24 protein-coding genes and 1 pseudogene are annotated in these 22,531 nt (G+C 62.3%); 13 read left to right on the forward strand and 12 right to left on the reverse strand.

Translation table 11 applies throughout. From position 1 onward, the window contains the following. Positions 1-39: 39 nt before the first annotated feature. The 6 genes from dhaL to N1937_RS12470 are packed head-to-tail and all read left to right on the forward strand — an operon-like array spanning position 40 to position 4,425. Positions 40-660 (forward strand): dihydroxyacetone kinase subunit DhaL, encoded by a 621-nt coding sequence (dhaL, locus tag N1937_RS12445; protein WP_162117328.1) that lies wholly within the window; start codon positions 40-42, stop codon positions 658-660. After that, complete coding sequence (dhaM, locus tag N1937_RS12450; protein WP_170255214.1) at positions 657-1,055, forward strand: dihydroxyacetone kinase phosphoryl donor subunit DhaM; 399 nt, start codon at positions 657-659, stop codon at positions 1,053-1,055. Before dhaL ends, dhaM begins: the two co-directional genes overlap by 4 nt. Continuing rightward, positions 1,055-1,411, forward strand: a complete 357-nt coding sequence (locus N1937_RS12455) for an HPr family phosphocarrier protein (protein ID WP_170255213.1) — start codon at positions 1,055-1,057, stop codon at positions 1,409-1,411. The genes dhaM and N1937_RS12455 overlap by 1 nt, the downstream gene beginning before the upstream one ends. Next, positions 1,395-2,972, forward strand: coding sequence for a putative PEP-binding protein (locus N1937_RS12460; RefSeq protein WP_260056267.1), 1,578 nt, complete (start codon positions 1,395-1,397; stop codon positions 2,970-2,972). Before N1937_RS12455 ends, N1937_RS12460 begins: the two co-directional genes overlap by 17 nt. Before the next feature lies 1 nt (position 2,973). Continuing rightward, positions 2,974-3,381: a hypothetical protein gene (locus N1937_RS12465; RefSeq protein WP_010001912.1), complete on the forward strand. Its 408-nt coding sequence runs from the start codon at positions 2,974-2,976 to the stop codon at positions 3,379-3,381. Between the two features lie 51 nt (positions 3,382-3,432). Beyond that, entirely contained in the window at positions 3,433-4,425 is a 993-nt protein-coding gene (locus N1937_RS12470) for a dihydroxyacetone kinase subunit DhaK (RefSeq protein WP_260056268.1), read from the forward strand. A gap of 68 nt (positions 4,426-4,493) precedes the next feature. Here N1937_RS12470 and N1937_RS12475 read toward each other — a convergent pair whose 3' ends face one another. Next, a complete protein-coding gene (locus N1937_RS12475) occupies positions 4,494-5,858 on the reverse strand; it encodes a chloride channel protein (RefSeq protein ID WP_260056269.1) in 1,365 nt (454 codons plus the stop codon). Positions 5,859-6,057: 199 nt separating this feature from the next. Then, positions 6,058-6,450, reverse strand: coding sequence for a VOC family protein (locus tag N1937_RS12480; protein ID WP_017964741.1), 393 nt, complete (start codon positions 6,448-6,450; stop codon positions 6,058-6,060). 219 nt (positions 6,451-6,669) lie between these two features. Here N1937_RS12480 and N1937_RS12485 point away from each other — a divergent pair, with 219 nt between their 5' ends. Beyond that, the gene (locus tag N1937_RS12485) at positions 6,670-7,152 is read left to right on the forward strand and encodes a methyltransferase family protein (RefSeq protein WP_026154192.1); all 483 of its coding nucleotides are present in this window, start codon (positions 6,670-6,672) and stop codon (positions 7,150-7,152) included. Between the two features lie 140 nt (positions 7,153-7,292). On the opposite strand, the gene N1937_RS12490 is transcribed toward N1937_RS12485, so the two are convergent. Both N1937_RS12490 and N1937_RS12495 read right to left on the reverse strand, forming a co-directional pair. Then, positions 7,293-8,063: an alpha/beta fold hydrolase gene (locus N1937_RS12490; RefSeq protein WP_260058947.1), complete on the reverse strand. Its 771-nt coding sequence runs from the start codon at positions 8,061-8,063 to the stop codon at positions 7,293-7,295. A 194-nt stretch (positions 8,064-8,257) separates the two neighbouring features. Continuing rightward, positions 8,258-8,875, reverse strand: a complete 618-nt coding sequence (locus tag N1937_RS12495; RefSeq protein WP_260056271.1) for an O-methyltransferase — start codon at positions 8,873-8,875, stop codon at positions 8,258-8,260. Positions 8,876-9,135: 260 nt separating this feature from the next. Here N1937_RS12495 and N1937_RS12500 point away from each other — a divergent pair, with 260 nt between their 5' ends. Then, a complete protein-coding gene (locus N1937_RS12500) occupies positions 9,136-9,906 on the forward strand; it encodes a siderophore-interacting protein (RefSeq protein WP_260056272.1) in 771 nt (256 codons plus the stop codon). A gap of 147 nt (positions 9,907-10,053) precedes the next feature. Further along, on the forward strand, positions 10,054-10,560 hold the full coding sequence (locus tag N1937_RS12505) for a MarR family winged helix-turn-helix transcriptional regulator (protein ID WP_017964745.1): 507 nt from the start codon (positions 10,054-10,056) through the stop codon (positions 10,558-10,560). 31 nt (positions 10,561-10,591) lie between these two features. Here N1937_RS12505 and N1937_RS12510 read toward each other — a convergent pair whose 3' ends face one another. After that, a complete protein-coding gene (locus N1937_RS12510; RefSeq protein ID WP_260056273.1) occupies positions 10,592-11,893 on the reverse strand; it encodes an epoxide hydrolase family protein in 1,302 nt (433 codons plus the stop codon). A gap of 233 nt (positions 11,894-12,126) precedes the next feature. On the opposite strand from N1937_RS12510, the gene N1937_RS12515 reads away from it, so the two are divergent. Beyond that, positions 12,127-12,543 (forward strand): NUDIX hydrolase, encoded by a 417-nt coding sequence (locus N1937_RS12515; protein WP_017964747.1) that lies wholly within the window; start codon positions 12,127-12,129, stop codon positions 12,541-12,543. A 37-nt stretch (positions 12,544-12,580) separates the two neighbouring features. Here the strand turns inward: N1937_RS12515 and N1937_RS12520 are convergent, their stop codons facing one another. Both N1937_RS12520 and N1937_RS12525 read right to left on the reverse strand, forming a co-directional pair. Further along, entirely contained in the window at positions 12,581-13,642 is a 1,062-nt protein-coding gene (locus N1937_RS12520) for a DUF3095 domain-containing protein (RefSeq protein WP_260056274.1), read from the reverse strand. Between the two features lie 116 nt (positions 13,643-13,758). After that, positions 13,759-14,154 carry an Ohr family peroxiredoxin gene (locus N1937_RS12525; RefSeq protein WP_017964749.1) on the reverse strand — a complete coding sequence of 132 codons (396 nt, stop codon included), beginning with the start codon at positions 14,152-14,154 and terminating at the stop codon, positions 13,759-13,761. 271 nt (positions 14,155-14,425) lie between these two features. On the opposite strand from N1937_RS12525, the pseudogene N1937_RS12530 reads away from it, so the two are divergent. Then, a pseudogene (locus N1937_RS12530) lies at positions 14,426-15,222 on the forward strand (class I SAM-dependent methyltransferase). A 26-nt stretch (positions 15,223-15,248) separates the two neighbouring features. On the opposite strand, the gene N1937_RS12535 reads toward N1937_RS12530, so the two are convergent. From N1937_RS12535 to N1937_RS12555, 5 genes are all read right to left on the reverse strand, one after another. Then, positions 15,249-15,869 (reverse strand): hypothetical protein, encoded by a 621-nt coding sequence (locus N1937_RS12535; RefSeq protein ID WP_017964751.1) that lies wholly within the window; start codon positions 15,867-15,869, stop codon positions 15,249-15,251. A 608-nt stretch (positions 15,870-16,477) separates the two neighbouring features. Beyond that, positions 16,478-16,825 (reverse strand): hypothetical protein, encoded by a 348-nt coding sequence (locus tag N1937_RS12540; RefSeq protein ID WP_017964752.1) that lies wholly within the window; start codon positions 16,823-16,825, stop codon positions 16,478-16,480. A gap of 140 nt (positions 16,826-16,965) precedes the next feature. Beyond that, positions 16,966-18,273: an extensin-like domain-containing protein gene (locus N1937_RS12545; RefSeq protein WP_017964753.1), complete on the reverse strand. Its 1,308-nt coding sequence runs from the start codon at positions 18,271-18,273 to the stop codon at positions 16,966-16,968. 185 nt (positions 18,274-18,458) lie between these two features. Then, positions 18,459-18,761, reverse strand: coding sequence for a hypothetical protein (locus tag N1937_RS12550; RefSeq protein WP_260056275.1), 303 nt, complete (start codon positions 18,759-18,761; stop codon positions 18,459-18,461). Between the two features lie 535 nt (positions 18,762-19,296). After that, entirely contained in the window at positions 19,297-21,114 is a 1,818-nt protein-coding gene (locus N1937_RS12555) for a methyl-accepting chemotaxis protein (protein WP_260056276.1), read from the reverse strand. Between the two features lie 290 nt (positions 21,115-21,404). On the opposite strand from N1937_RS12555, the gene N1937_RS12560 reads away from it, so the two are divergent. Continuing rightward, positions 21,405-21,791: an acyl-CoA thioesterase gene (locus N1937_RS12560; protein WP_170262013.1), complete on the forward strand. Its 387-nt coding sequence runs from the start codon at positions 21,405-21,407 to the stop codon at positions 21,789-21,791. 19 nt (positions 21,792-21,810) lie between these two features. After that, positions 21,811-22,398, forward strand: coding sequence for a hypothetical protein (locus N1937_RS12565; protein WP_260056277.1), 588 nt, complete (start codon positions 21,811-21,813; stop codon positions 22,396-22,398). Positions 22,399-22,531 lie beyond the last annotated feature (133 nt).

A 22,531-nucleotide genomic window follows, 5' to 3' on the forward strand; every position in this document is an offset into this window, starting at 1 on the left:
AAAGTTTGAGAGCCTGCGGGGGGCGCGGCGACAGGGAGGATGACAGTGCAGGCGGAACCGGTGCTTGTGGCAGGGTTGATCGAGGTATGTCGCGCGACGATCGCGGCAAACAGCGATCACCTCTGTGCGCTCGATCGCGCCATCGGCGATGGCGATCACGGAACCAATATGCGGCGCGGCTGCGAGGCGGTGAGCGCCGAAGGCGAAACCCTGTCCGGCCTGCCCTTGCCCGACGCCATGGAAAAGATCGGCCTGACCCTAGTAATGAATGTCGGCGGTGCGGCCGGGCCGCTCTACGGCACGCTGCTGATGGAGATCGGCCGCGAGCTTCGCAAAAACGACGAGAAGGCCGATTTCTCGCAGGTGCTGAAACAGGCGATCGATGCCGTCGCAAGACGCGGTCGGTCGCATGCCGGCGACAAAACCCTGCTCGACGTGCTCTATCCCGTGCATGCGGCACTCGCCAGCCGCTCGCCGCTCGGCGCAATCGCCCGCAGGGCCGAGCGTTCCGCCAACCGCACCGCTGACATGAAGGCGATGCGCGGGCGCGCCGCCTATCTCGGCGACCGCTCGATCGGTCATGTCGATCCCGGCGCGTCGAGCTGCGCGCTGCTGACCACGGCGATCTGCCGCTATCTCGGGGAGCATCGTCCGCAATGAATGGAAAGACCGCAAATGTGGGCATTGTGATCGTCTCCCACTCGCCGCTGGTGGCACAGGGGATCGCCGATATGGTGCGGCAAATGGTGGGCGACAGCGTGCCGCTCGCCTGGTCGGGCGGCAATGTCCATGGTGAACTCGGCACCGATGCCGGCGGCATCCTGAGGGCAATCGAAGCCGCTTGGTCCGATGCCGGCGTCGCCGTCTTCGTCGATCTCGGCGGCGCCGAAACCAACAGCGAGATGGCGATCGAAATGCTGGGCCTTCCCCGCTCGGCCCTCGTCTCCATCTGCAACGCGCCGCTGGTCGAAGGCGCCGTCATCGCCGCCGCCGAGGCGTCGGGGGGCGCGTCGCTGGCCAAGGTCGTCGCCACAGCCGAGGAACTGTCCCCCTGATGACCAGCGGATTGCGTAGTGAAAAACAGGAGCCCGAGCCATTGCCCGAGCCATTCAAGGTGAATTGCCAGACGGAGGTAGAAGTCAAGCACGGCGTCGGGCTGCATGCCCGCCCCTCCGTTACCTTCACGCGGCTTGCCAAGTCCTTCCCCTGTTCGATCGAGATCGCCGTCAACGGCAGCGACGTCTGGCTGAACGGCAAGAGCATCATCAAGATCATGAGCGCAAAAATCCGAAAAGGATCGATCCTCCGGATCCGCGCCGACGGCATTCTCGCCGAAGAGGCGATCCGCGCGCTGAAGGAACTCATCGAGCGCAACTTCGATGAGGAAAAGAAACATGGCCGCACCGCTTAGGCTGACAGCAAAGAGTGCATCCCCGGGCATCGCATCCGGCCCGGCCTTTCTGGCCGAGCGGCCGGACGCCCCCGCGCCCAGCACGGCCGGCGGATACGGCGCGCTCGAGAAGGCGATCGACATCTCGATCGGCGAACTCGAGCGCCTTGCCGACGGAGCCGATGCCGAAAGCCGGGATATCATCGATTTCCAGATCGAGGTGCTGCGCGATCCGACCATCGCGGAAGCGACCGGCGCGCGCATGGAAGCCGACGAGAACGTCGTCTTTGCCTGGGTCGCCACCCTCGACGCCTATATCGGCGAACTCGAAGCGGCCGACGAAGAGCAGATGCGGGCACGCGCCGTCGATATTCTCGACATCAAGAACCGTGTGCTTGGGGCGCTCGCCGGCACCCCGATCGCCGATTTTCCGCCCGGTTCGATCTTCGTTGGCAAGGATATGGAGCCGAGCCGCTTTCTCGCCCATGACTGGTCGAAAGGCGGCGGCATCGCGCTGTTTTCAGGCAGCACCGCCGGCCATGTCGCCCTGCTCGCCCGGGCCAAATCGGTACCGATGGTGATCGGCACCGGCCGCTTTTCGGCAGCGGACGGAGATCCGGTCAGAGTGGATGGCGATGCCGGCGCGGTCGTCCTCAAGGCCGGCGGCATACTGATCCCATCGCCGATGCCCGCACGAACTTCTGCCGCCGACGCGCAAACCGAATACGGCGAACTGCGCACGGCGGACGGCGTGCCGATCCTGCTCTCCATCAACATCAACGACCCCGCAGAGATCGACGCGCTCGATCCGGCGACGGCAGGCGTCGGCCTGATGCGCTCTGAATTTTCAGTCGCCTCGATCGCCGAGGCCGCCAATGAGGAACGGCAGCTGGCGATCTATCGCCGCGTGCTGGAACAGGCGGGCGACAGGCCGGTGACCATAAGAATGCTGGATATCGGGGGCGACAAGCCGCTCGCCGGGTTCGAAGACCTGCCTAGTCTCTCGGCCTCTGGCCTGCGCGGCATCCGACTGCTGCTTGCCCGGCCGGAAATCGCCCGCGTGCAGGCCCGCGCCCTGCTGCGCGCCGCCATCTTCGGCAAGCTTTCGGTGATGCTGCCGATGGTGACCTTTCCCGACGAGATCGACAGGATGCGCGAATTGTTCCGCGAGGAAGCCGAAAAGCTCGGCCGCCGATCCCTGCTCCACCGGATGCCGCCGATCGGCATGATGGTGGAGGTGCCGGCCGCAGCGTTGATGCTCGATACTTTCGGGTCAGCAGCATTCTTTTCGTTCGGCACCAATGATCTTACCCAGTATCTCGCCGCCTCCTCTCGCGACGATATCGATGCCGATACCGGCAAGGCCGCACCCGCCGTGCTCCGGCTGCTTACCCAGGCGGTGAAGCTGACTTCCGGCAAGCCACTCAGCATCTGCGGCGACATGGCCGGCAATCCGCACCATCTGCCCGGGCTGCTCGCCGCCGGCCTCCGGCATTTTTCCGTGGCGCCGGCCCGGCGTCCCGCGATAAGATCGGCGATCATCGGGCTCAACGCCGATGGCACAGGGGCAGCCGGAGAGTAGAATGGCGCGCGAAGACACCGAAGACGCCATTATCGCCTACAAGTCCATTCTGGCGCAGATTATCGACAACAGGCCATCCGGCACGCGCCAGCGCCTGGCGACGGCGCTTGGAAAACATCGCAGCTTCGTCACCCAGATCACCAGCCCGACCTATGCGACACCGCTGCCGGCGCGCCATCTCGCGACCATCGTCCGGGTCTGCCATTTCAGTGCCACTGAGGAGGAACGTTTCCTCGAAGCCTATCAGGCCGCCCATCCCGGCAAGCTGCCGGACCTCGGCCATTCCGAGAAATTGCGGCACCTTTCGCTAATGGTGCCCGACTTCGGCGACGACAGGAAAAACCGCCTATTGGAAGAGGCGATCTCCGATCTGGTGCAGAAGATCGTCGCGATATCGGGTGCTGAATGACGAGTGCGCTGGTTGACGTAGCGTAATACTTTTGGCCTTGGGAGGGGCTTGATGAAGAAGTTCATGAACACTGCGGAAACCATGGTCGCCGAAAGCGTCGAAGGCTTCGTGCGCGCCCATGAGGCCTTGGTGGTGTTCGGGCCTGAGCGCAGATGCATCCGCCGCCGCCATCTCACCGCTGGCAAGGTGGCGCTTATATCAGGCGGCGGTGCCGGCCATGAGCCGATGCATATCGGCTTCGTCGGCCAAGGCATGCTGGATGCCGCCTGCGTCGGCCATATCTTCACCTCTCCGACACCGAGCCAGATCATCGCCGCGATCGAAGAGGCCGATGCCGGCGCCGGCTGCCTGCTCGTCGTCAAGAACTATGACGGCGATCTGATGAATTTCGAAATGGCGATCGAGATGGCCGGCGACCGCCACAACCTCGACATGGTCGTCGTCAGCGACGATATCGAGACATCAAGGTCCGGCGAAGGTAATGGCCGGCGCGGTGTTGCCGGAACGCTGATCGTCGAAAAACTCCTGGGTGCTGCGGCCGAACGCGGCATGTCGCTGGCCGAATTGAAGCAGCTTGGCGAGGGATTGAACACACGCATCCGCTCGATGGGTGTCGCGCTGAACGGCGTGACGGTGCCGCAGACCGAGCGCACGACATTTTCGCTGGGGCCCGGCGAGATGGAAATGGGCGTCGGCATCCATGGGGAACCCGGCCATGCCAGGCAGCTCTTCGCCGCCGCCGACGCGATCATCGGCCATCTCTGCGAGACCATCGCCGGCGACATCGCAGTGACGCCGGGCGCGAAAGCACTGCTCTTCGTCAACGGCCTCGGCGGCACGCCGCCGGCCGAACTCTACCTCGCCTATGCCGGCGCCCGCCGCTTCATCGAGGAACGAGGCATCCCGATCGAGCGCTCGCTTGTGGGAACCTATGTCACTTCGCTCGATATGCAGGGACTGTCCGTCACCCTTGCTTTGTTGATCGACGAGGAGATCGCACTCTGGGACGCGCCGGTGGCGACGGCGGCGCTGCGTTGGCCATGACCAGTAAGCCGGGCGGCGCAAGACTCTGCCTCTGCCAGCCGGCAAAAGCGTACCATCGCCCGACGCCGTCACTCGCCCCGCAGAACCATTGTCTCCTCGCCTCTGTCGGCCGCGCGCCGCGCCCGGATGGCGGCGGCGATGAAGACGCGCGAGAGGCCGTGATAGAGGGGCTCGCGGGACAGCACGCGCGAGGTGATATAGCCGATCATCGAGACGGCCATGATCGGAATGACGGCCTCATGGTCGCCGGTCATCTCCAGAATGATCACGAAGGCGGTCATCGGCGCCTGCACCACGCCGGCGAAATATCCAGCCATCCCCAATATCGCCGCCAGCGCAATGCTCGTTCCCATCAACGTGCCGACGGTGCTGCCGAAACCGGCGCCGACGGCGAGCGAGGGTGCGAAGATCCCGCCCGGAATGCCTGAAATCATCGACAGGAAACTGGCAGCGAGTTTCTCGACAAAGAAAAGCAATGGCAGGGCGTGACCCTCGACGGCGCCCCTCGCCTGCTCGTAACCGGTGCCGAAGGTCGCGCCGCCGGATGCAACGCCAATCACCGCAACGGCAAGACCACAGAGCCCGGCAAGCGCCAGCATGCGCCTCAGCGGCTGCGGCTGCGCCCAGCGCCGGATACGCTGCCCGAAATGCAACGCGAAACCGCTGAAGGCGGCGCCAAGCGCGCCGCCGCCGACGCCGCAGACGAGAACCAGTCCCCAATCGCGCGCGACGGTCGGCGCGGCCGAAGCAAAGCCGAAATAATTGTAGCTGCCGGAGAGCCCGAGAGCCGCGAGCCCGGAAAGGATGACGGCCGTCAGCACCAGCCCGTTGGCGCGCGATTCATAGGTGCGGCTCATCTCCTCGATCGCAAAGACGATACCGGCAAGCGGCGTGTTGAACGCCGCCGCGATGCCGGCGGCCGATCCGGCAAGGATCAGCCCACGCGCCTGCGCCACGCCACCGAAGCGGGCGACGGCGAGCATGATCGATGCACCCACCTGCACGGTCGGCCCCTCGCGGCCGATCGAGGCGCCGGAAAACAGCCCAAGCACTGTGAGCACGATCTTGCCGAAGGCGATCCGCAGCGACAGCAGCCGCGTGCGGTCGGCCTCATCCCTCAGGTGCCTGGCGGCGATCGCCTGCGGAATGCCGCTGCCTTGCGAATTGGGAAAGAGGGTTGCCGCAAGATAGGCCGCCACAACGAAGCCGAGCGGCGTCAGCATCAGCGGCAGAACGAATGCCCATTCCCCCGAGGCAGTCAGGCTGCCGAAGGCCTTCTGCGCGAGATCGGCGAGTTTTGCGAAACCGACGCTGATCACCCCGATCGCCAACGCCCCGCACCAGAACACCAGCCGCGGTCGCCAAAGGGAAAACGAGCCCCAGAAAACACGGGAGCGGCGCAGAAGCTTGGATTTCCTGATGAGAGAGGGCAAGGAACGTCTCTATTCCAGTTGCGGCATTACAAGCAAGCGATGATATACTAGGTCTCATTGCCCACGGATGGCGGCAAGGCGAGCGCAGGCCCGCTATGTCGCCGAAGAATACCTGATTCCTTAGCGCGCGTAAGGGCACCGATGGACGCAGCACTTGCGGCGAGCAGACCCATCGGCGGCGGCTCCCTTGGCGCCACGCTCACGGATTCCAGCCGCCGCTGCCATAGGGACGCGTGATGATTTCAAGCAGATGGCCGTTCGGATCTTCGAAATAGACACCGCGCCCACCGTCGTGGTCATTGGTCTCATCGGGCTTCCGCTGACCGGGGTCAGCCCAGTAGCTCAGGTTCCGCTCGCGAATTCGGTTGAATATCGCCTCGAATTCAGCGTCGCCGACGAGGAAAGCGTAGTGTTGGCGAGCGATCTGACCTTCCGTTTCCATGTAGTCGAGATTGGCGTCGTTGTCGGTTGTGACCATGTGGAACGGCCCCCAGCGCCGCGGCGCCGGCAACCCTAACATATCGGCCAGGAAATCTGCCGAGGCCTTGCTGTCGTGAGCCGACAGGATGGTATGATTGAAGTGGATGGCCATAGTGGTTTCTCGCAAATGAGGAACTGCAAACTCGATGGAAGCTTTGCCGGTTAACACCCGCGGCCGCCTCTTGTTCCGAACTTCGACCGCGCCTCTCCGCCTTCAAATCTCTTTCGAAACGAGGTAAACTCCATCGGTGGAGGAGCCGCGACAAATGGCACGAAACACGCTCCCCATGCGCTGGAATTCCGGGGACCACGAGATCGGATGGGTGGCGGCATGAACGAGGCGAACGGCAATTTGCGCGACACTTCAGGCGCCGCGGTGCGGCCGCCGATCGCTTGGGCGCTGACGGTCATCGCCGGGCTCGCGCTTAACTGGCTCTACGCGCTGCCGTTCATGCCGGCGGCCGTGCCGGCTGGCGTGCTCGGCGGCATCGTGTTCCTTGCCGGCCTAGCGCTACTGATCTGGGCGGCAGCAACCTTCCGCCGGGCGGGGACACAGGTCCAGCTCAGCCGGCCGACGACGACGATCGTCGACGAAGGCCCCTATCGCTTCACGCGCAACCCGATCTACATCGGTATGTTCCTCGGCCTCATCGGCCTCGCCGTCGCCTTCGACAGCCTGTGGCTCATCCTCCTGCTGGTGCCGTTCTACCTTGTCATCCGCTATGGCGTGGTTGCTCGCGAGGAGGCCTATCTCGAGCGGAAATTCGGTGACGGCTATCTCGCCTACAGGGCTCGCATCAGGCGGTGGCTGTAGCGAGACGAAGAAGCGTCGACCTGCTGAAACCCGAATGACGGAAACGGGTCGAGATACGACCCTCGCGGCATCATGGCCATCGCCAAGCAAGCCGGCGATCGGCATCGCCGCTTCACCGGCCGCTGAGATCAGTTCGTGTTCTACCCCGCCGCCTCGATGATCAGCCGGGCGATCTCGTCAGGGTGGGAGATCAGCGACAAATGGCTGGCCTTCACCTCGATCGTCTTCGCCCCCATGCGCTTGGCCATGAAGCGTTCGAGATCGGGATTTATCGTCCGATCCTCGGTCGAAACGGCATACCAACTCGGCTTCGAACGCCAGGCCGCCTGTATCGTCTTGCCGGTCAGCAGCGCCTTTTGGAATGGCTGCTGCACGGCATAGAGAATTTTCGCCTTCGCCTCCGGCAAGTCGCCTGCGAAATCGCGCAAGAAGGCTTCCTCGCTCAGCCGACCTTCGTCGCCGTCGAAGACGATGCCGGCCGAAGCCGGCGGCGTCGGAAAGGTCTTGGCGAGAGCAGTATAATCCTCACCTGCATCCGGCGCCCGCGCCGCCACATAGACGAGCGCCGAAACATCAGGGTGCACACCGGCCTCGGTGACCATCATGCCGGAAAACGAATGCCCGACCAGAACCGTCGGCCCATCCTGCCGGTCGAGCACCCGCTTCACGGCAGCGACGGCCTCGGGCAGCGTCGTCAGCGGGTTCTGCACCGCCGTGGCATTGAGCCCAGCCGCCTGCAGGCGCGCGATCACCTCGGCCCAGCAAGAGCCGTCGGCAAACAATCCGTGCGCCAGCACAACGTTGTGCGCCTTAACGGGAGCGGATGTCGCGGCGATGCCGCGGGTAGCAAGCAGAGAAGTAGCGGCGCCAGCAATAAGGGCAGCCGAGAAGGTCCGTCTGTTCATCATCATGATCTGGTTCCTTGTGCGTCCGGTGGGAATCTTTGCTGAAACCGTTACCGACAGGGTGGCGATAAGAAGGCCCGACATCAAATCTCCAAAGCTCGCGATGGCTGAGCTTTGATCGGGAAAGTATCGGAAATTAGCTCCAAACGCGTCCTCTCTTTTTGCTGCAACCAAAAACCAGTTCGCCGCCCGCCCTCGCCTCATTCTCGATCGAAGCGGCTGACCTCGAGCCCGCTGCCGACCGGCAGCAGCACGCTTGATATCCCGGGCTTGGCACGGACAGCCTCGCCGTAGCGTTTGAGATCGTCGCCTCCTGGGCGCAGCATGTTGTCGGCAACGATGATCGCGCCCGGATTGAGCTTGGGGTAGAAGGCTTCGAGGCAGGGAACGTAGAGATCCTTCCAGAGATCCACCAGCACGAAGTCGATGCCCTGGGAAAGCTCGTCGATCATCTGGACGGCGTCGCCGACCTTGAATTCCATATGGTCTGCGAGCCCCGCCTTGACGGCCATGTCGCGCGCGTAGGCCGATTTGTAATCGTGCAATTCGATGGTGATCAGCCGCCCGCCCGAGGCGCGCGCGGCTTCCGCCAGCCAGATCCCGGAATAGCCGAAGGAGGTGCCGAGTTCGAGAATGGTCGGGCTCTTGAGGCTCTTGGCGAGGATATTGATGAACTGTCCGGTCGCAGGTCCGACCGCGCGCAGCCGCTGATCTTGTCCTCCGTCGCGGCCGCCGGGAGGCAGTTCGCGCGGGCTGTTATGCTCCGTCTCGATCATCGTGTGATAGTTATCGAGCACGTCCTGGATCCTGCTGTCCATTCTCTTCTCCATAACCGCTGATCGGCCGATCATTGCCCAACCGGAACGGCGCCGGAAAGTTAAACTTTGGCAATCATCGCCCTTGTTGGTTCCCTTGCAGTTGCACATGCCGCCGCCGTCGGCTACATCAGCCCTCAATGGTCGGGTCACCCGGCCACGTAAGCGTTAACGTCACTCAACGCGTATGATCGAACGGCTTTGCGGCTTCGATCTGCGCGACTATGTCCTGCGGATCGAGTTCAAAGAGCTCCTGAGGACACATGGACAACAATCAACTCAAAGGTCAGACTTCACCGGCTCCCGGCATCGAAAGGGTCCGCCACGACACGCGACGGCGCACCCTGGCGGTCCAAAGCATTGTCGTCATCACCCCCGGCATGCGCCGCATCACATTGACCGGCGATGATCTTGCCGATTTCATCAGCCTTGCGCCCGACGACCACATCAAGATTTTCGTACCGGCCGCCGATGGCGGCGAAGAACGCCGTGACTACACGCCGCGCCGTTACGATAACACCGAACGAAAACTGACCATCGACTTCGCCTTGCATGAGGCAGGCCCGGTAACCCAATGGGCGATCGACGCGCGCGCCGGCGACAAGCTCGATATCGGCGGACCAAGGGGCTCTGCCGTAGTGTCGAAGACAGTCAAACGGTGGCTGCTGATCGGCGACGAAACCGCGCTGCCGGCGATCGGCCGCCGGATCGAGGAGAGCGGCGCCGGAACCGTCATCACCACAATCGCAGCCGTCACCGGCCCGTTGGAAGAACAAGTCTTCGAGACATCGGCCGAACTGCACGCCCACTGGGCGCATCGGCCTCTTTCTCAGGCAACCGATGCCGCGGCGCTGCTGAAACTGTTGAGCACGGTCGATATCCAGCCGGAAACCTTCGTCTGGGTCGCGGCGGAAGCCTCGGTGACACGCGATATCCGCGCCTACCTGCTGGAACGAGGTTGCCCGCTCGGCTGGATCAAGGCATCCGGCTACTGGGTGTCCGGCAAGGCCGACACGACCGAGAAGTTCGGCTAGGCGGCAAGGCGCCGACACTGGCCGCCGCTCCGGAAGCTGGAAGCGACGGCCGGATAGGCCGTCCAAAAATAGCTGTCGATTCAGTTGCGATTTAATCGGACGCGATATATATAAGTCCTAGCATTCAGAGCCTAATAGGATGAACCCATGCCCGCATCTAAAACCGCAAGACAGCCTGGCAGCCCCGCGCCCGCCTCCCCGCCAGTGGGCAAGGAAGGCAGGAAACTTTCGAATTTCCTGTGCTTCGCGGTCTATTCGGCAAATCTCGCCTTCGGCCGCGCCTATAAGCCGATCCTAGACGAGCTTGGCCTGACCTACACCCAATATATCACCATGGTGGCTCTCTCCGAAGAGGATGACCAGACCGTCGGCGCATTGGGGGAAAAGATGTTCCTCGAATCCAACACGCTGACGCCCATCCTCAAGAAGCTGGAGTCGAATGGTTATATCACCCGTCACCGCGATCCCGCCGACGAACGGCAGGTGCGGGTCAGCCTGACGCCGGCAGGACGCCAACTCGTTGAGACCGATCCCGGCAACGCGCTGCTTGGCGCCATCGGCCTCGGTGACGACTTTCCCGTCGTGCAGAAATCGGTGACGACGCTGCGCGACAACCTGCTGCGGTCAACGCAGGGCGAAGCGGAGAAATCTTGATCGCGGCATCAGCCGCCTGATCCAGCTGGGTCTACTGCCGCAGCGGCCGGAACGCCGTCCTGAGCTCGGCAGTGAAAGCCATCGGCTGTTCCCAGGCGGCGAAATGACCGCCCTTCGGCAGCCGGTTATAGTGGATGAGCTTCGGATAGGCCCTCTCCGCCCAGCTCTGCGGCGCCTGGTAGATCTCATCGGGAAAAGCACTGACCGCCACCGGGATCTTGACGCCCCTGGGGTCGAAGAACCCGCCCGACGGATGGTGCGCATTGTCCCAATAGAGACGTGCCGAGGAGATTGCTGTGTTCGTCAGCCAGTAGAGCGTGACGTTGTCGAGGATGTCGTCCTTCGTCAGCCCCTCGGGCTCTCCGTCGAAAACGCGGGCGATCATCCGGTAACTGCGGATGTCGTGATCGAGCATCCACGATGCAAGCCCGACCGGCGAGTCGACGATCCCGTAGAGCGTCTGCGGTCGGTTGTTCATCTCGATCGCATAACCCAGCCCATTCTTGTAGAAGTCGTCGAGCTGATCGAAGGCGCGCCTTTCGTCCGGCGAAAGGTCGGCCGGCGGCATGCCGCCGGCGGCAAGAGCCTTGGCGACGTCAGCCGGAACCGTGGCCGCCATGTTCGTATGGATGCCGAGCAATCCCGGCGGCTCCTGCACCGCCATCAATTCGGTGACCGCGTTGCCCCAGTCGCCACCCTGCGCCACGAACTTCGTGTAACCGAGACGTTGCATCAGCGTCACCCAGGCGTGCGCGATGCGCGGCGGGTTCCAGTTCCCCGACCCCGTCGGTTTCCCGGAAAAGCCGTAGCCCGGCAAAGACGGGATCACCACGTCAAATGCGTCCTCTTCGCTCCCGCCATGCGCTGTCGGATCGGTGAGCGGTTCGATGATCTTCAACTGCTCGATGATGGAGCCAGGCCATCCATGCGTGACGATCAGCGGCAGCGCATTTTTATGCTGGGAGCGCACGTGAATGAAGTGAATATCCAGCCCGTCGATCTCGGTGATGAACTGCGGCAGCGCATTGAGCCGCGCCTCCATCTTGCGCCAGTCGTAATCCGTCGCCCAATGCTTCGCGAGTTTCTGGATCGTTGCGAGCTGCACGCCCTGCGTATCATCCGCGACTGTCTCCTTGTCAGGCCAACGGGTGGCCGCGACGCGCCGGCGCAGATCGTCAAGCTGATCCTCGGGGAAATTGACGCTGAAGGGGCTAAGTCCGTCGCCGTTTGCCTGAGCACTACGCGTCCCGGCAAGCATGCTCATGGCTCCGGCGGCGGCTGTGGCGGCAAGCAGTTCGCGCCGCGTGGGCGCTGATAGGGATGTGGGTGGCATGACGCTCTCCTCTCCGTTTGATCTGTTCGGAAACGGACGAAGATCGACTGACCGACCTCGTTCGCATCAGCAGGTCATTCGCGTCTGTCCGGGGACTATGCTCCCGGGCAACGTCGGGGGTCAACCTGCCCGGTCAGGCTATGCCTCGACTGTCTCGATGGACGACTGGTCATTGCAAAGAGCCGTGGTTGCGGGCAGCATCGGCGCGAGATCGATGAGGCAGAGGAGAATGCATGCCCGACATCGCGATGGGCGTCTTGAGCCGGAACGGAACCGTTCTTCTGGCCAGGCGCAGTTCCGAGCGCAAGGTGGACCCGGATCGCTGGAGCCTCCCGGGCGGCCATATCGAAGAGGGCGAAGACGCCGAGACGGCAATGTTCCGGGAATTGATCGAAGAAATAGGCGTGACGCCGGAGCTCTGGCAGTTTGCAGGACGGTTCACCTCGGAAGACCCGCCCGAAGCATCCGCGACATTCCATGTCTATCACGTCGATAAATGGCAGGGCCAGCCGCGACTGATCGGTGACGAACACACCGAGCTCAGGTGGTTCACCGCCATCGCGATAGAAAAAGAAGCCAAATTAGCGCCGCCTCAGCTCACTGAAATTCTGGCAAATCTCGCCATGCGGGAAACAGGCACGCCCACTTAGGTCCCTTGGGGGTCAAGGCGGTCTCGCCGGCTGAACCTCAGAGAACATGATGCTGGACGTCGCCAAGCGCGCCAGCCTCCATCATCTCGGCGGCCTTGGCATAACCGCCGCCCATTCCGTCAAGGAAATGCAGGTGCGAATCCGGGCTGCCTGATGGTACGAGGCAGGTCATCAGCGCATGGGACTGGCGATGCAGTCCGAAGTTCACCTCGCCGCGTGCCTTCGCCAGAAGAAGCATGGCTTCGACTCTGTCGATCTGTTCGGGCGTGCAGTCCAGCGTGAGGCGCAAACCGTCATCGAATTTGCGGAAATCCGAATGGGAAGCGACCTCCGACCAGCGTTTCGCATCGACACGCTTCCCGCTGCCTTTGGGCATGGCAATATCCCTGGGGGTGGCCATATCCACGGGAACCGGATGAGATCGGTGCGACGGCGCATCGAAGACGGCAAGCACGCGCTTTGCCAGTGCTGCAAAGACCTCCGGGCTCGTATCGTCATTCGGCTCCACCAGCAGCGACAGGATCTCGCCCCGCTGGCTCGGGAACGGCGTCCAGTCGCAGCTCAGTCCGGTCAGATCCGGCTTCGTCGCGTAGCGTCCCGGCTTGACCAGATACCGGCCGCTCTTGATCTGCTGCTCTGCCCATTTGAGCCCTCCCCCTGCAAACATCGCATAGGTCGCGTTTTCCGAAGCCGCATAGCGCGCAACTCTTACGTCGCGCCCACTGTTGCGGATCTCGCGCACGGTGAGCAGCCCGATACGAAGGGTGAGACCGAGATCGCTTCTTGCAAAGCTCGCGACCTGCCGTAACGTCGAGGTCGCGGCCATGATGCCGCGCGGCGGCAAGGCGAATGCCGCCCCGTCTCCACGAAACACGAAGGGGAAATCGAACGAACCCCAGGCATTACCGAGAGCGGCGATAACAGATGCGCCTGCGAAGTTGACATCTTCATAGCGTCCCGACTTGATCGCCAGCGTCGAGCTGACGACGTCGGTGATGCCGATCAGCCAATCCTCGGGCAGCGGCTCATAGACGGCTGGGTCGAGCACGAGCGAAAACTCGTCATAGGCCTGGCGTGGCTGGGCGTGGCTATTGATCATGGCATGTTCTCCAGATCGGCAAGGTTCCGGTGCCTGCTACCTCAGGAAGGGGTCTGCCGGCCGATCGGCAGGCCTCCGCATCAAATCCTCTGGCGGTGAGGTCCGCCCTTCCCCGCTCAGGCAAGTGTGGTCTCGACGTCGATATTGCCGTGTGTCGCCTTGGAATAAGGGCAGATGCCATGGGCTGCCTCGATCAATTGCTGCGCAACGTCGTGATCGATGCCGGGCAGGCTGACATTGAGGCGCGCCCTGAGGAAGAAGGAGCCGTTGTCGGCGTTGAGAGTAATCTCCGCATCGACCTCGGGGCTGGCGGGCAGCGTGATCTTCCGCTGCGAAGCGGCAAGTTCGATGGCGCCGATATAGCAGGCCGACCAGGCGATGCCGAACAGGTTTTCGGCAGCCGGATGCGGTTGCGGCAGCTTGAGGTCGATCATGCCGTCGCTGCTGCGTGCAGAGCCGTTGCGGCCGCCGGAGATGTGGGTTTTGCCGGTAAAGAGAAGCTTCTCGGTCAAGGTGATATCCTTTCGCTTTATTATTTCATATCCGATTAAATCGGATGCGCTCTAATATGTCACACCAAAACCAATGTCAACACTATTCCGATTTAATCGGATGCGATCTGTTTCTTCAGCCAAACTCATTACATCAAGATAATTCTCAACGACAGCTATGCGAGCAGGCCGACCCGCTGCGCAAAGTCACGTCTTGCTCGGGAACAGAGCCCTCTATAGGCTCTGCCGGGAAGCGCGAGGTGGCGCCGATGAAAAAGCCCGGAGAGATGCCATGTCCTCCATAACGGCAGACAATGCGGGACAGTATGGCGACAGCCGGAAGCTCGCCGCAAGGGCTCGACTGCATAGCCAATACACCATCGCCAAGACGGCCTGGTTCCCATGGGTTGCGGCGCAGTTGCCCCTGAAGCCGGGCGATCGTGTCCTCGACGTCGGCTGCGGACCGGCCTGGTTCTGGGCAGCAACGGCAGGTCTGCTGCCGGAGAACCTTGACCTGACGCTCGCCGACCTTTCGCAAGGCATGGTCGACGAGGCGGTGGCACGCTGCAGCAGCCTGCCGTTCGGCTCGGTTCGGGGCTGCCAGGCCGACGCCGCCGCGCTCCCCTTCAAAGATGGCGCCTTCGATGCCGTGGTCGCGATGCATATGCTCTATCACCTGCCCGACCCGGCCGCGGGCATCGCTGGCATGTCAAGAGTGCTGAGGCCGGGTGGCTTTCTTGCGGTCACAACCAACGGCGCCGGCAATATGCGCGAGATCTACGCGCTGACGACCGTATTCGGCAGTGCCCCATCCGATCCGGCTGCCGAAGCTTTCGGATATGACGCTGCCGAACGATTGATGCGCTCGCAGTTTGGAAACGTGACCATGTCGCAGCATCCGGCAAGCCTGCGGATCACTGACCCGAGGATGTATTCCTGGCGCTCACCTCCTATCCGCCCGGCGATGGCGCCGGCGAACCTCAACGCACCAGGTTCCGTCAAGCCATTGCCGATGCGTTCAGGCAATGCAACGGCGTGCTTGAGGTCCGCAGGGAGACCGCGCTGTTCCTCAGCAGAAAGGCGGCCTGATCCGTATCGCGGTGTCTGCTGCGCCCTTACGACCGCGGCCGGCCGTCGTCGAACAGCGCGGCAAGCCACTGGTAGTATAGTGGCTGCTTCTCCCGTATCTGGTTGCGCGAATAAGGTGGCCGATCGATGTCGCCGAACAGGTAAACGCTGGCCGTGACCGCGAAGAATTCGTGACCATTGCTCATCATATAGGAATCGCCCGGCCAGACCCGCTTGCCGATATCGAAGAATTGCGCGACATCGGTATTGCCGAATCCGCCCGGAAGCATCCGGTCGTGATAGGCATGCAGAAGTTCATGCAGGATGATCGGCTTGTCGGGCGCAAGACTTTTTACGCGCAGGTCGATGCCGGTCTTGCTGCTGTAGTGGCCGGGCCCCGTTTTTGCGGCGGCGGGGTTGGCCCAGATCCTGATCGTGCGCATGAAGGTGAGGACATCGGGTTTCAGATTGACATGCTCGACGATATCGAGCTGCCGCTTGACGGCCGCGGCCATCTCCCGATCGGGCTCCGCGCCCTTGGCGTTGGTGAGATCGACCTCCCATCCGTGATAGGTGAAAACCAGCGGATCGGCCGCCGCCATTCCCGTGGCCGCGATCATGAAGATGATGGCGGCGCAGAGCGCCAGGATTTTCGAAATCGGTCTCATGGCCCCTCCTCAACATGTCCCACGCGGACTGTTGCACAGGCAATGCGACGGCACAATCACATCATGTCGGCCAACCTGCAGTTAACTAACCGCCACTATCCGTTCACGCCTCCACGCCCGAACGCATGCTCTGGAAGAAATCAACGAGCGGCCGCGGCGCCTGGTCGTTGAAGCACATGTCGAGGCCGGCGCCGATTGTGCGGCTGCATCTTCGCTGCGGGGAAGCATCGCCGCTTCGTAGGAGGCGAGTGCTGCCTCGATATCGTCCCGTCAGCAATGATCGCCTGCGCCAGTTCCGCCCCGTCGAGCATCGCCAGATTGACCTTCGCCGGCAAAGGGCGACATCAGATGCGCGGCATCGCCGATCAGCGTGAGGCCTGGCCTGCGCCCCCAGCGGTGGCCGGCTGGCGAGGCATAAAGCGGCTTTGCGATCAACGGCGCCTCGCTTCTAGCGATGAGGTCCACGAGCGAGGGATGCCAATCGCTGAAACGCTCCAGCACGTCCTCGCGCAGGCCAAGATGGGTTGTGCCGAAGCCGCCGTGCAGCCGCTGCTACGGATGTATCGGTCAGCAATGCGGATCACCAGGAGATCCCGGCGCGCCAGCACTCAGACCTTTTCTTTTTTCCTGATTTTTTCTTTCGGTTCTACCGGTGCATCGGGCGTCGGCGCCAACAGCTTGCGCAGTGACGAGATCTTGTCCTTCACCAGTGGCCGGAAACGCGTGGCGCGATAGGGCATGTCGGCCGCCCCATAACCTTCCGGCCCGTCATCATTGCCGCGGTCGATCTCCGCGAGCTTCACCCCGATGAAGGTGCCGTCGATGTAATGGGTATATTCGCCCACCCAGCGGATCGTATAGATCTCGCCTTTGCGGATGAGCTGGTCGATGCTGACATGCTTGAAGGTATCATTGATGCAGACGACCTTCTGGCCGACATGGAAATCATAGCTCATGGATCAAACTCTCGAAACGGCAATCCGCCTGGCCGATCTATAGCGTGCCCTGCGGCGGGGATGAACCGTTTTCTCGCAGCCGGGCCCCGATTGCTGCGGCACCAGCCGCACCCATGCCGCACGCTTTAAGGTGGCATGCATCAGTCGCAATAGGCCTTGCCGCTCTTGCGGGAGCGAAGATCGAAGTGGAAGTGGTTCCAGTGCTCCGGATTGCTGCCCGGCCCGAGTACGGTGTTGAAATAGCGGCAGCTGTCGCTGCGCACTGCCTTCAGCAACCGCCCCTCGCGCAGCGAGAACAGCCCCTTCTTGCGCACGTCGATCTCGTGGCCGTTCTTCAGCACGAACTTGCCGACGTCGATGGCGTTGCCGCGGGCGTGTTCCGACATGGGATTGTATTTCTGCCGGCTGTTGTTCATGCGCCGGCAGGAATAGCCGCCGAGCGGCTGGATCGTCTTGATGCCGCTCCAGTAGCGATAGCGGGCGGACGGTGCCAGCTCGTTCTTCACCCATTTGGCGAAAGCGAGCGTCACCTGGCAGTTCAGCGTCACGGCCGGGCGCACGCCGATATTGCCGGAAAGCCCCTTCAGCGACACCGGATAAGGCACCTGGCAGGCCGGCCCGTTCGAAATCGGCGGCTTGTCGTCGAAGAGGACGCCCATGCTCTTCAGCTCGCGCCGGCAGGCAAGCTCGGAGGACGGCATGACGCTGGGATCGACGGGCGCTGCCGGCTCACTCATCATCGGATTGTTCGGCCGCAGCATCGCGACCTCTTCGCTCTCGTCCTCTTCGGGAACACGGGTCGGCGCCACCACAGGGCTGCCGTCGTTCCAGGCAGGCGCCCGGCTCATCTGTGCCTCGGCCGCGGGCTGCGGCATTGGCTGCTGCGGGGGCTGGCGCATGGGCTGGTTGAGCTGCGTTGGACTATCGGTGCCGATGCCGTCGACAACCGGCTCGGTGGCGTTGCCCTCGGCGATCTGCTGCTGTTGTTCCTGCGCCAGACCGACGACCGGCTCGGCCCCGAGATCGTCATCCATGTTGACGCCGCCGGACGGGATCGCAAGCGCCTGCGTGCCGCCCCAGTTCTGGTTCTGCTGCGCTAAGGCCTCGTCGCTGTCGATCATCGGCAGCTTGCCCCGCCGCGCCTGTGGCGCGGCTTGGGCGGCATGGCCGGTGCCGGCAAGGTTTGGCGTATCGAGATAATCGACCGGGCCCTGGCTATTGCCAACGGGCGCGCTGGAAACCGGATAGGAGGCCTGGCTCTCCACCGGCGCCATGCGCACAGCAGGTGCCATGCGCGCTGCCCCCCGCGACGGCGAGATCGAGCTGACCCTAGTGCCGTTGTCGACATTGGCCGGCGGCACCAGTCCGTCGCTGATCGAACAGGTCGTCAGCGCCGCCGAGAGGATAACGGGCAAAAGGGTTCGCCGAGGAAAGGAAACAAACGCCATACTCTTATCGCTTCCGCAGGCTGGCTGGGCAGTGACCGAAAGAACTCACTCCAAATTTAATAAAAAACGGTGAACGAAAGCTTACCCGCGCAATCTGAAGGCGATGAACGCGAAAAGGCCGCTCTCGCGGCCTTTTCAAGGTTGAGTCACGAGGCCCAGCGCAGTTTCGCGCTGCGCGAGATCGGCTACCCATTCGTGAAATTGATCAGATCGGCCATGGTGAAATGACCCGCCACAGCGCTCGGCAATGTCGGCCGCCACTTCGGCCATTGCGCCAGGAACGAGTGGCGATCCTCGCGGATGAGGCCGGCGAGGACCTCGGCAATGATCGTGCCGCCGACCGGTCCGAGATGCTGGCTATTCCCAGCTATCTCCGCCTCGCGCAGGATGTAGAACCACAGCGGCGCGTTGCCGTTGAATATGCCGGGATGATCGATCAGCAATTTGCCACGCGCCTCCTTCCTCTCGGCATCCTCGCTGTCGAACATCGATCCCCAATGCAGGGGAACAGGCAGCGGCCATGCCAAAGCCGCCGGAACTGTGGTCTCGGATATTTAGAGAAATTGGAGAATTGTGTTGGCTTCCGTTACGGTAGCTATCGCTAGCTTCGAAATGTCCCGTCCCTCAAGTACAACCTGAATGAAGCATATCAGCAGAATAATTGCAACGACATTCGCTTACTGATTGAATCCGCTGCCTTTTACCAAGAACTGCTGTAACGTATAGTCCTCTGAAAAGCTTGGGATTGCCGCCAAGGTCGATCGTCTATTGTCGGGAGCGAGTATAGAGGAGAGCTGCAACCACTGTGAATGCTGACAAAGTCCGCCTACCTCTCCTCCGTCATCCTCGGCCTTTGTTGTACGGCCTTGATACATAGCTGACAGATGCTCGGGACAAGCCCGAGCATGACGAAAGAGGAGTAACCGGCTCAACGAAAAAGAGCCGTCGCGACGGCTCTTTTCCTATGCGGTTTAATTTGGAAGTGCGGGCCGTTCGACATCGCCGACAGGCCGTCAGTACGTCTCACGCAGCCCGCGTGTAACGCTGGGCCTGAGGTTCGCCGCCGCGCAGGCGGAAATTCGCGAGTAGCGTTTTCAGCTGGGTGCTTTCGTCGGCAAGCGTCCGGCTTGCCGCCGTCGTTTCCTCGACCATCGCGGCGTTCTGCTGTGTCATCTGGTCCATATGGTTGACGGAGCTATTGATCTCGTTCAGCCCGGTCGACTGCTCGCGCGCCGCCGTGGCGATCGACGCGACGTGATCGTTGACCCGATTGACCAGCGCCTCGATCTCCAGCAGCGCATCACCGGTCGAGCGCACCAGCGCCACGCCGCCCTCGACTTCGGCCGCCGAGCGGCTGATAAGCGCCTTGATCTCCTTGGCTGCATTGGCGGAACGCTGGGCAAGTTCGCGCACTTCCTGGGCGACGACGGCAAAGCCGCGGCCCGCCTCGCCGGCACGGGCGGCCTCGACGCCGGCATTCAGCGCCAGCAGGTTGGTCTGGAAGGCGATTTCGTCGATGACCGAGATGATCTGGCTGATGCGGTTGGAGGATTCCTCGATCCGGCCCATCGCGGTGACCGCATTGCGGACGATCTCGCCGGATTTTCCGGCGCTCGCCTTGGTCTCAGTCACCATCTCGCGCGCCTCGTTCGCGCGCTCGGATGCGGTCTTGACGGTCGCGGTGATCTCGTCGAGCGCTGCCGCCGTCTCTTCGAGTGCGGCCGCCTGCTGTTCCGTACGCTTCGACAGATTGCCGGTCGCCTCGCTGATGTCGGAAGCACTTTCGTTGACGACGTGACTCGATTCGGCGATCGCATGGATCACGCCGTTCAGCGCGTCGACGGCGGCGTTGAAATCGCCCCTCAGCTTGGCGTAATCCTCGCCGATATCGCCGATCGCAACCGTCAGGTCGCCGCCCGCAAGCTTCTCCAGCCCGACGCCGAGCGCCTGCATCGCTTGGGTTTGCCGCTCGGAGGCCGAACGCAGACTTGCCTCGTTGCCGCGGCGCTCTTCTTCGATCTGGTGCTGCCTTTCGTCTTCCCGCTCTCGCAGCGCCCTGCGCTCGTCGACGGAATCGCGCAGCACCAGCAGCGCCTTGGCCATCTGGCCGATCTCGTCGCGGCGGTCGCTGCCGGCAATCTCCACAGATGCCTCTTCGGCCGCAATCGCGTTCATTGCCGCCTTCAGCCGAGCGATCGGCACTGTCACGCTGCGCACGATGGCATAGGCGATGGCGATTGTCGCGGCGGCGCCAAGCAGGCAGAGCAGTGCGGCCCAGATCGCGTTCTGGCGATAAAGCGCGGCAAGGTCATCCGCATAGACACCGGTGCCGACGATCCAGCCCCAGGGCTCGAAACCGGCGACATAGGAATATTTCAGCACCGGCTCATCGGCGCCCGGCTTCGGCCAAAGATAATCGACGAAGCCCTTGCCGTCCTTCTTCACCTTGTTGACGAACTCGACGAACAGGAACTTGCCGGTCGGATCCTTCATCTGGGAGATATCGGTACCATCAAGCTGCGGCTTGATCGGGTGCATCACCATCGTGGGACGCATGTCGTTGATCCAGAAATAACCGTCGGCGCCGTAGCGCATCGCGCCGATCACGTCCTTGGCGGCGGCCTGCGCCTGTTCGCGGGTCATCGTACCCGCCTGCTCCATCTTGTAATATTTGTCGAAGATGCCGAGCGCCGTGGCATCCATTTGCGCCAGCCCCGCCTTCCGCTCCGCTTCCAGCTCGGAATAGGAATAGTTCAGAAAGAAGACCATCGTAGCCGCGAGCACGGCAAGCGTGAATCCGACGAGGCAGTAAAGACGGGTGGAAATCTTGACGTTGCGCATGAGGTTCCCAGCGATTCTTGTAAGTGAGATCAATCCCATTCTGAATTGCCGGAATTACTGGAGCGTAAAGCTTAATTAGAAGATTATTAAATAACGTAAGGTCAGACCAAAGCGGCAGAAATCAACCGTTTGAAATCAAACGAAATTTCAATCCACAACGGCTGCAACATTTTTCCCGTCCGCTGCCTTCAGCGCTCCGCCTTGCCATCTTTTACAGCCCACGGCCTTTGCACTAGGGTGCTCCTCAGTGAATCGCCGGCCCATGGCCCGCATCAGATGGAGAACCCTTGATGACCGATGCCGCCAAGCCGAGAGGCGAACTGACGCTCAGGACGCTTGCCATGCCCGGCGATGCCAATCCGGCTGGCGATATCTTCGGCGGCTGGGTCATGGCGCAGATGGACCTTGCCTCAGGCATCCGTGCGGCCGAACGCGCCAAGGGTCGTGTCGTCACCGCCGCGGTCAAGGAGATGGCCTTCGAACTGCCGGTCAAGATCGGCGACACGTTGTCGGTCTATACCGATATCGACCGCGTCGGCCGCACCTCGATCACGCTCTGCGTCGAAGCCTGGGCGCACCGCGCACGTTACGCCAAGATGGAAAAGGTCACGGCTGGCACCTTCATCATGGTGGCTCTGGACGAAGAGGGCAAACCGAAGCAAGTCGCCGAGGAGTGACAGGCCAAGGATCGAAAGCATGGAAACTGTCAGCTCGCCGGAGGTCTTCCTTCACATCAAGGTGGTGATGGGCATGGTCATCAGCCTTTCGCTCGCCAGGGTGCTCACCGGCCTTGCCGGCATCGTCCAGCATCCCGCCAAGGCGAAAGTCTATGCCATCCATCTCGGCTGGGCGCTGTCGATGTTCCTCTTCATCATCCATATCTGGTGGTGGGAATATCGCCTGCAGGCCGTGCCTGCGATCGGCTTTGGCATCTATCTCTTCCTGATCTGCTTCTGCAGCCTGTTTTTCCTGCTTTGCGCCCTGCTCTTCCCCGCCTCGCTCGACGAATATGGCGGCTACGAGGAATATTTCATCTCGCGGCGCAAATGGTTCTTCGGCATCCTCGGTCTGACCTACGCCGTCGATACTCTCGACACGGCGATCAAAGGCCATGAGCGCATCCTCGCGCTCGGCTGGGAATACCCAGCCCGCAACATCATCTACATCATCCTCTGCGCCATCGCCGCCTGGACCCCCAACCGCCGCTTCCACGCCACCTTCGTCATCGCCAACCTGATCTACCAAGTCAGTTTCATCTTCAGGCTTTATGATGTGTTGGGGTGAGTTGCGGTCGGGCGCAGCCCGAGCAATCGATCCAGTGAATCGATTGCAGCAACGAACGCCCTGAGCCCAAGCGAAGGGCCGGGCAGCGGCTTGCTCCTCGGCGACGCACAGCCTCTCCTCCGTCATTCCTGTG

The organism is Rhizobium sp. WSM4643 (assembly GCF_025152745.1).
Taxonomy (GTDB): Bacteria; Pseudomonadota; Alphaproteobacteria; order Rhizobiales; family Rhizobiaceae; genus Rhizobium; species Rhizobium leguminosarum_I.

Excerpts from the sequence above, each read along its gene's own strand:
- dhaL (WP_162117328.1), top strand. The coding sequence starts at position 40 with ATGACAGTGCAGGCGGAACCGGTGCTTGTGGCAGGGTTGATCGAGGTA.
- dhaM (WP_170255214.1), top strand. The coding sequence starts at position 657 with ATGAATGGAAAGACCGCAAATGTGGGCATTGTGATCGTCTCCCACTCG.
- N1937_RS12455 (WP_170255213.1), top strand. The coding sequence starts at position 1,055 with ATGACCAGCGGATTGCGTAGTGAAAAACAGGAGCCCGAGCCATTGCCC.
- N1937_RS12460 (WP_260056267.1), top strand. The coding sequence starts at position 1,395 with ATGGCCGCACCGCTTAGGCTGACAGCAAAGAGTGCATCCCCGGGCATC.
- N1937_RS12465 (WP_010001912.1), top strand. The coding sequence starts at position 2,974 with ATGGCGCGCGAAGACACCGAAGACGCCATTATCGCCTACAAGTCCATT.
- N1937_RS12470 (WP_260056268.1), top strand. The coding sequence starts at position 3,433 with ATGAAGAAGTTCATGAACACTGCGGAAACCATGGTCGCCGAAAGCGTC.
- N1937_RS12480 (WP_017964741.1), bottom strand. The coding sequence starts at position 6,450 with ATGGCCATCCACTTCAATCATACCATCCTGTCGGCTCACGACAGCAAG.
- N1937_RS12485 (WP_026154192.1), top strand. The coding sequence starts at position 6,670 with ATGAACGAGGCGAACGGCAATTTGCGCGACACTTCAGGCGCCGCGGTG.
- N1937_RS12490 (WP_260058947.1), bottom strand. The coding sequence starts at position 8,063 with ATGATGATGAACAGACGGACCTTCTCGGCTGCCCTTATTGCTGGCGCC.
- N1937_RS12495 (WP_260056271.1), bottom strand. The coding sequence starts at position 8,875 with ATGGACAGCAGGATCCAGGACGTGCTCGATAACTATCACACGATGATC.
- N1937_RS12500 (WP_260056272.1), top strand. The coding sequence starts at position 9,136 with ATGGACAACAATCAACTCAAAGGTCAGACTTCACCGGCTCCCGGCATC.
- N1937_RS12505 (WP_017964745.1), top strand. The coding sequence starts at position 10,054 with ATGCCCGCATCTAAAACCGCAAGACAGCCTGGCAGCCCCGCGCCCGCC.
- N1937_RS12510 (WP_260056273.1), bottom strand. The coding sequence starts at position 11,893 with ATGCCACCCACATCCCTATCAGCGCCCACGCGGCGCGAACTGCTTGCC.
- N1937_RS12515 (WP_017964747.1), top strand. The coding sequence starts at position 12,127 with ATGCCCGACATCGCGATGGGCGTCTTGAGCCGGAACGGAACCGTTCTT.
- N1937_RS12520 (WP_260056274.1), bottom strand. The coding sequence starts at position 13,642 with ATGATCAATAGCCACGCCCAGCCACGCCAGGCCTATGACGAGTTTTCG.
- N1937_RS12535 (WP_017964751.1), bottom strand. The coding sequence starts at position 15,869 with ATGAGACCGATTTCGAAAATCCTGGCGCTCTGCGCCGCCATCATCTTC.
- N1937_RS12540 (WP_017964752.1), bottom strand. The coding sequence starts at position 16,825 with ATGAGCTATGATTTCCATGTCGGCCAGAAGGTCGTCTGCATCAATGAT.
- N1937_RS12545 (WP_017964753.1), bottom strand. The coding sequence starts at position 18,273 with ATGGCGTTTGTTTCCTTTCCTCGGCGAACCCTTTTGCCCGTTATCCTC.
- N1937_RS12550 (WP_260056275.1), bottom strand. The coding sequence starts at position 18,761 with ATGTTCGACAGCGAGGATGCCGAGAGGAAGGAGGCGCGTGGCAAATTG.
- N1937_RS12555 (WP_260056276.1), bottom strand. The coding sequence starts at position 21,114 with ATGCGCAACGTCAAGATTTCCACCCGTCTTTACTGCCTCGTCGGATTC.
- N1937_RS12560 (WP_170262013.1), top strand. The coding sequence starts at position 21,405 with ATGACCGATGCCGCCAAGCCGAGAGGCGAACTGACGCTCAGGACGCTT.
- N1937_RS12565 (WP_260056277.1), top strand. The coding sequence starts at position 21,811 with ATGGAAACTGTCAGCTCGCCGGAGGTCTTCCTTCACATCAAGGTGGTG.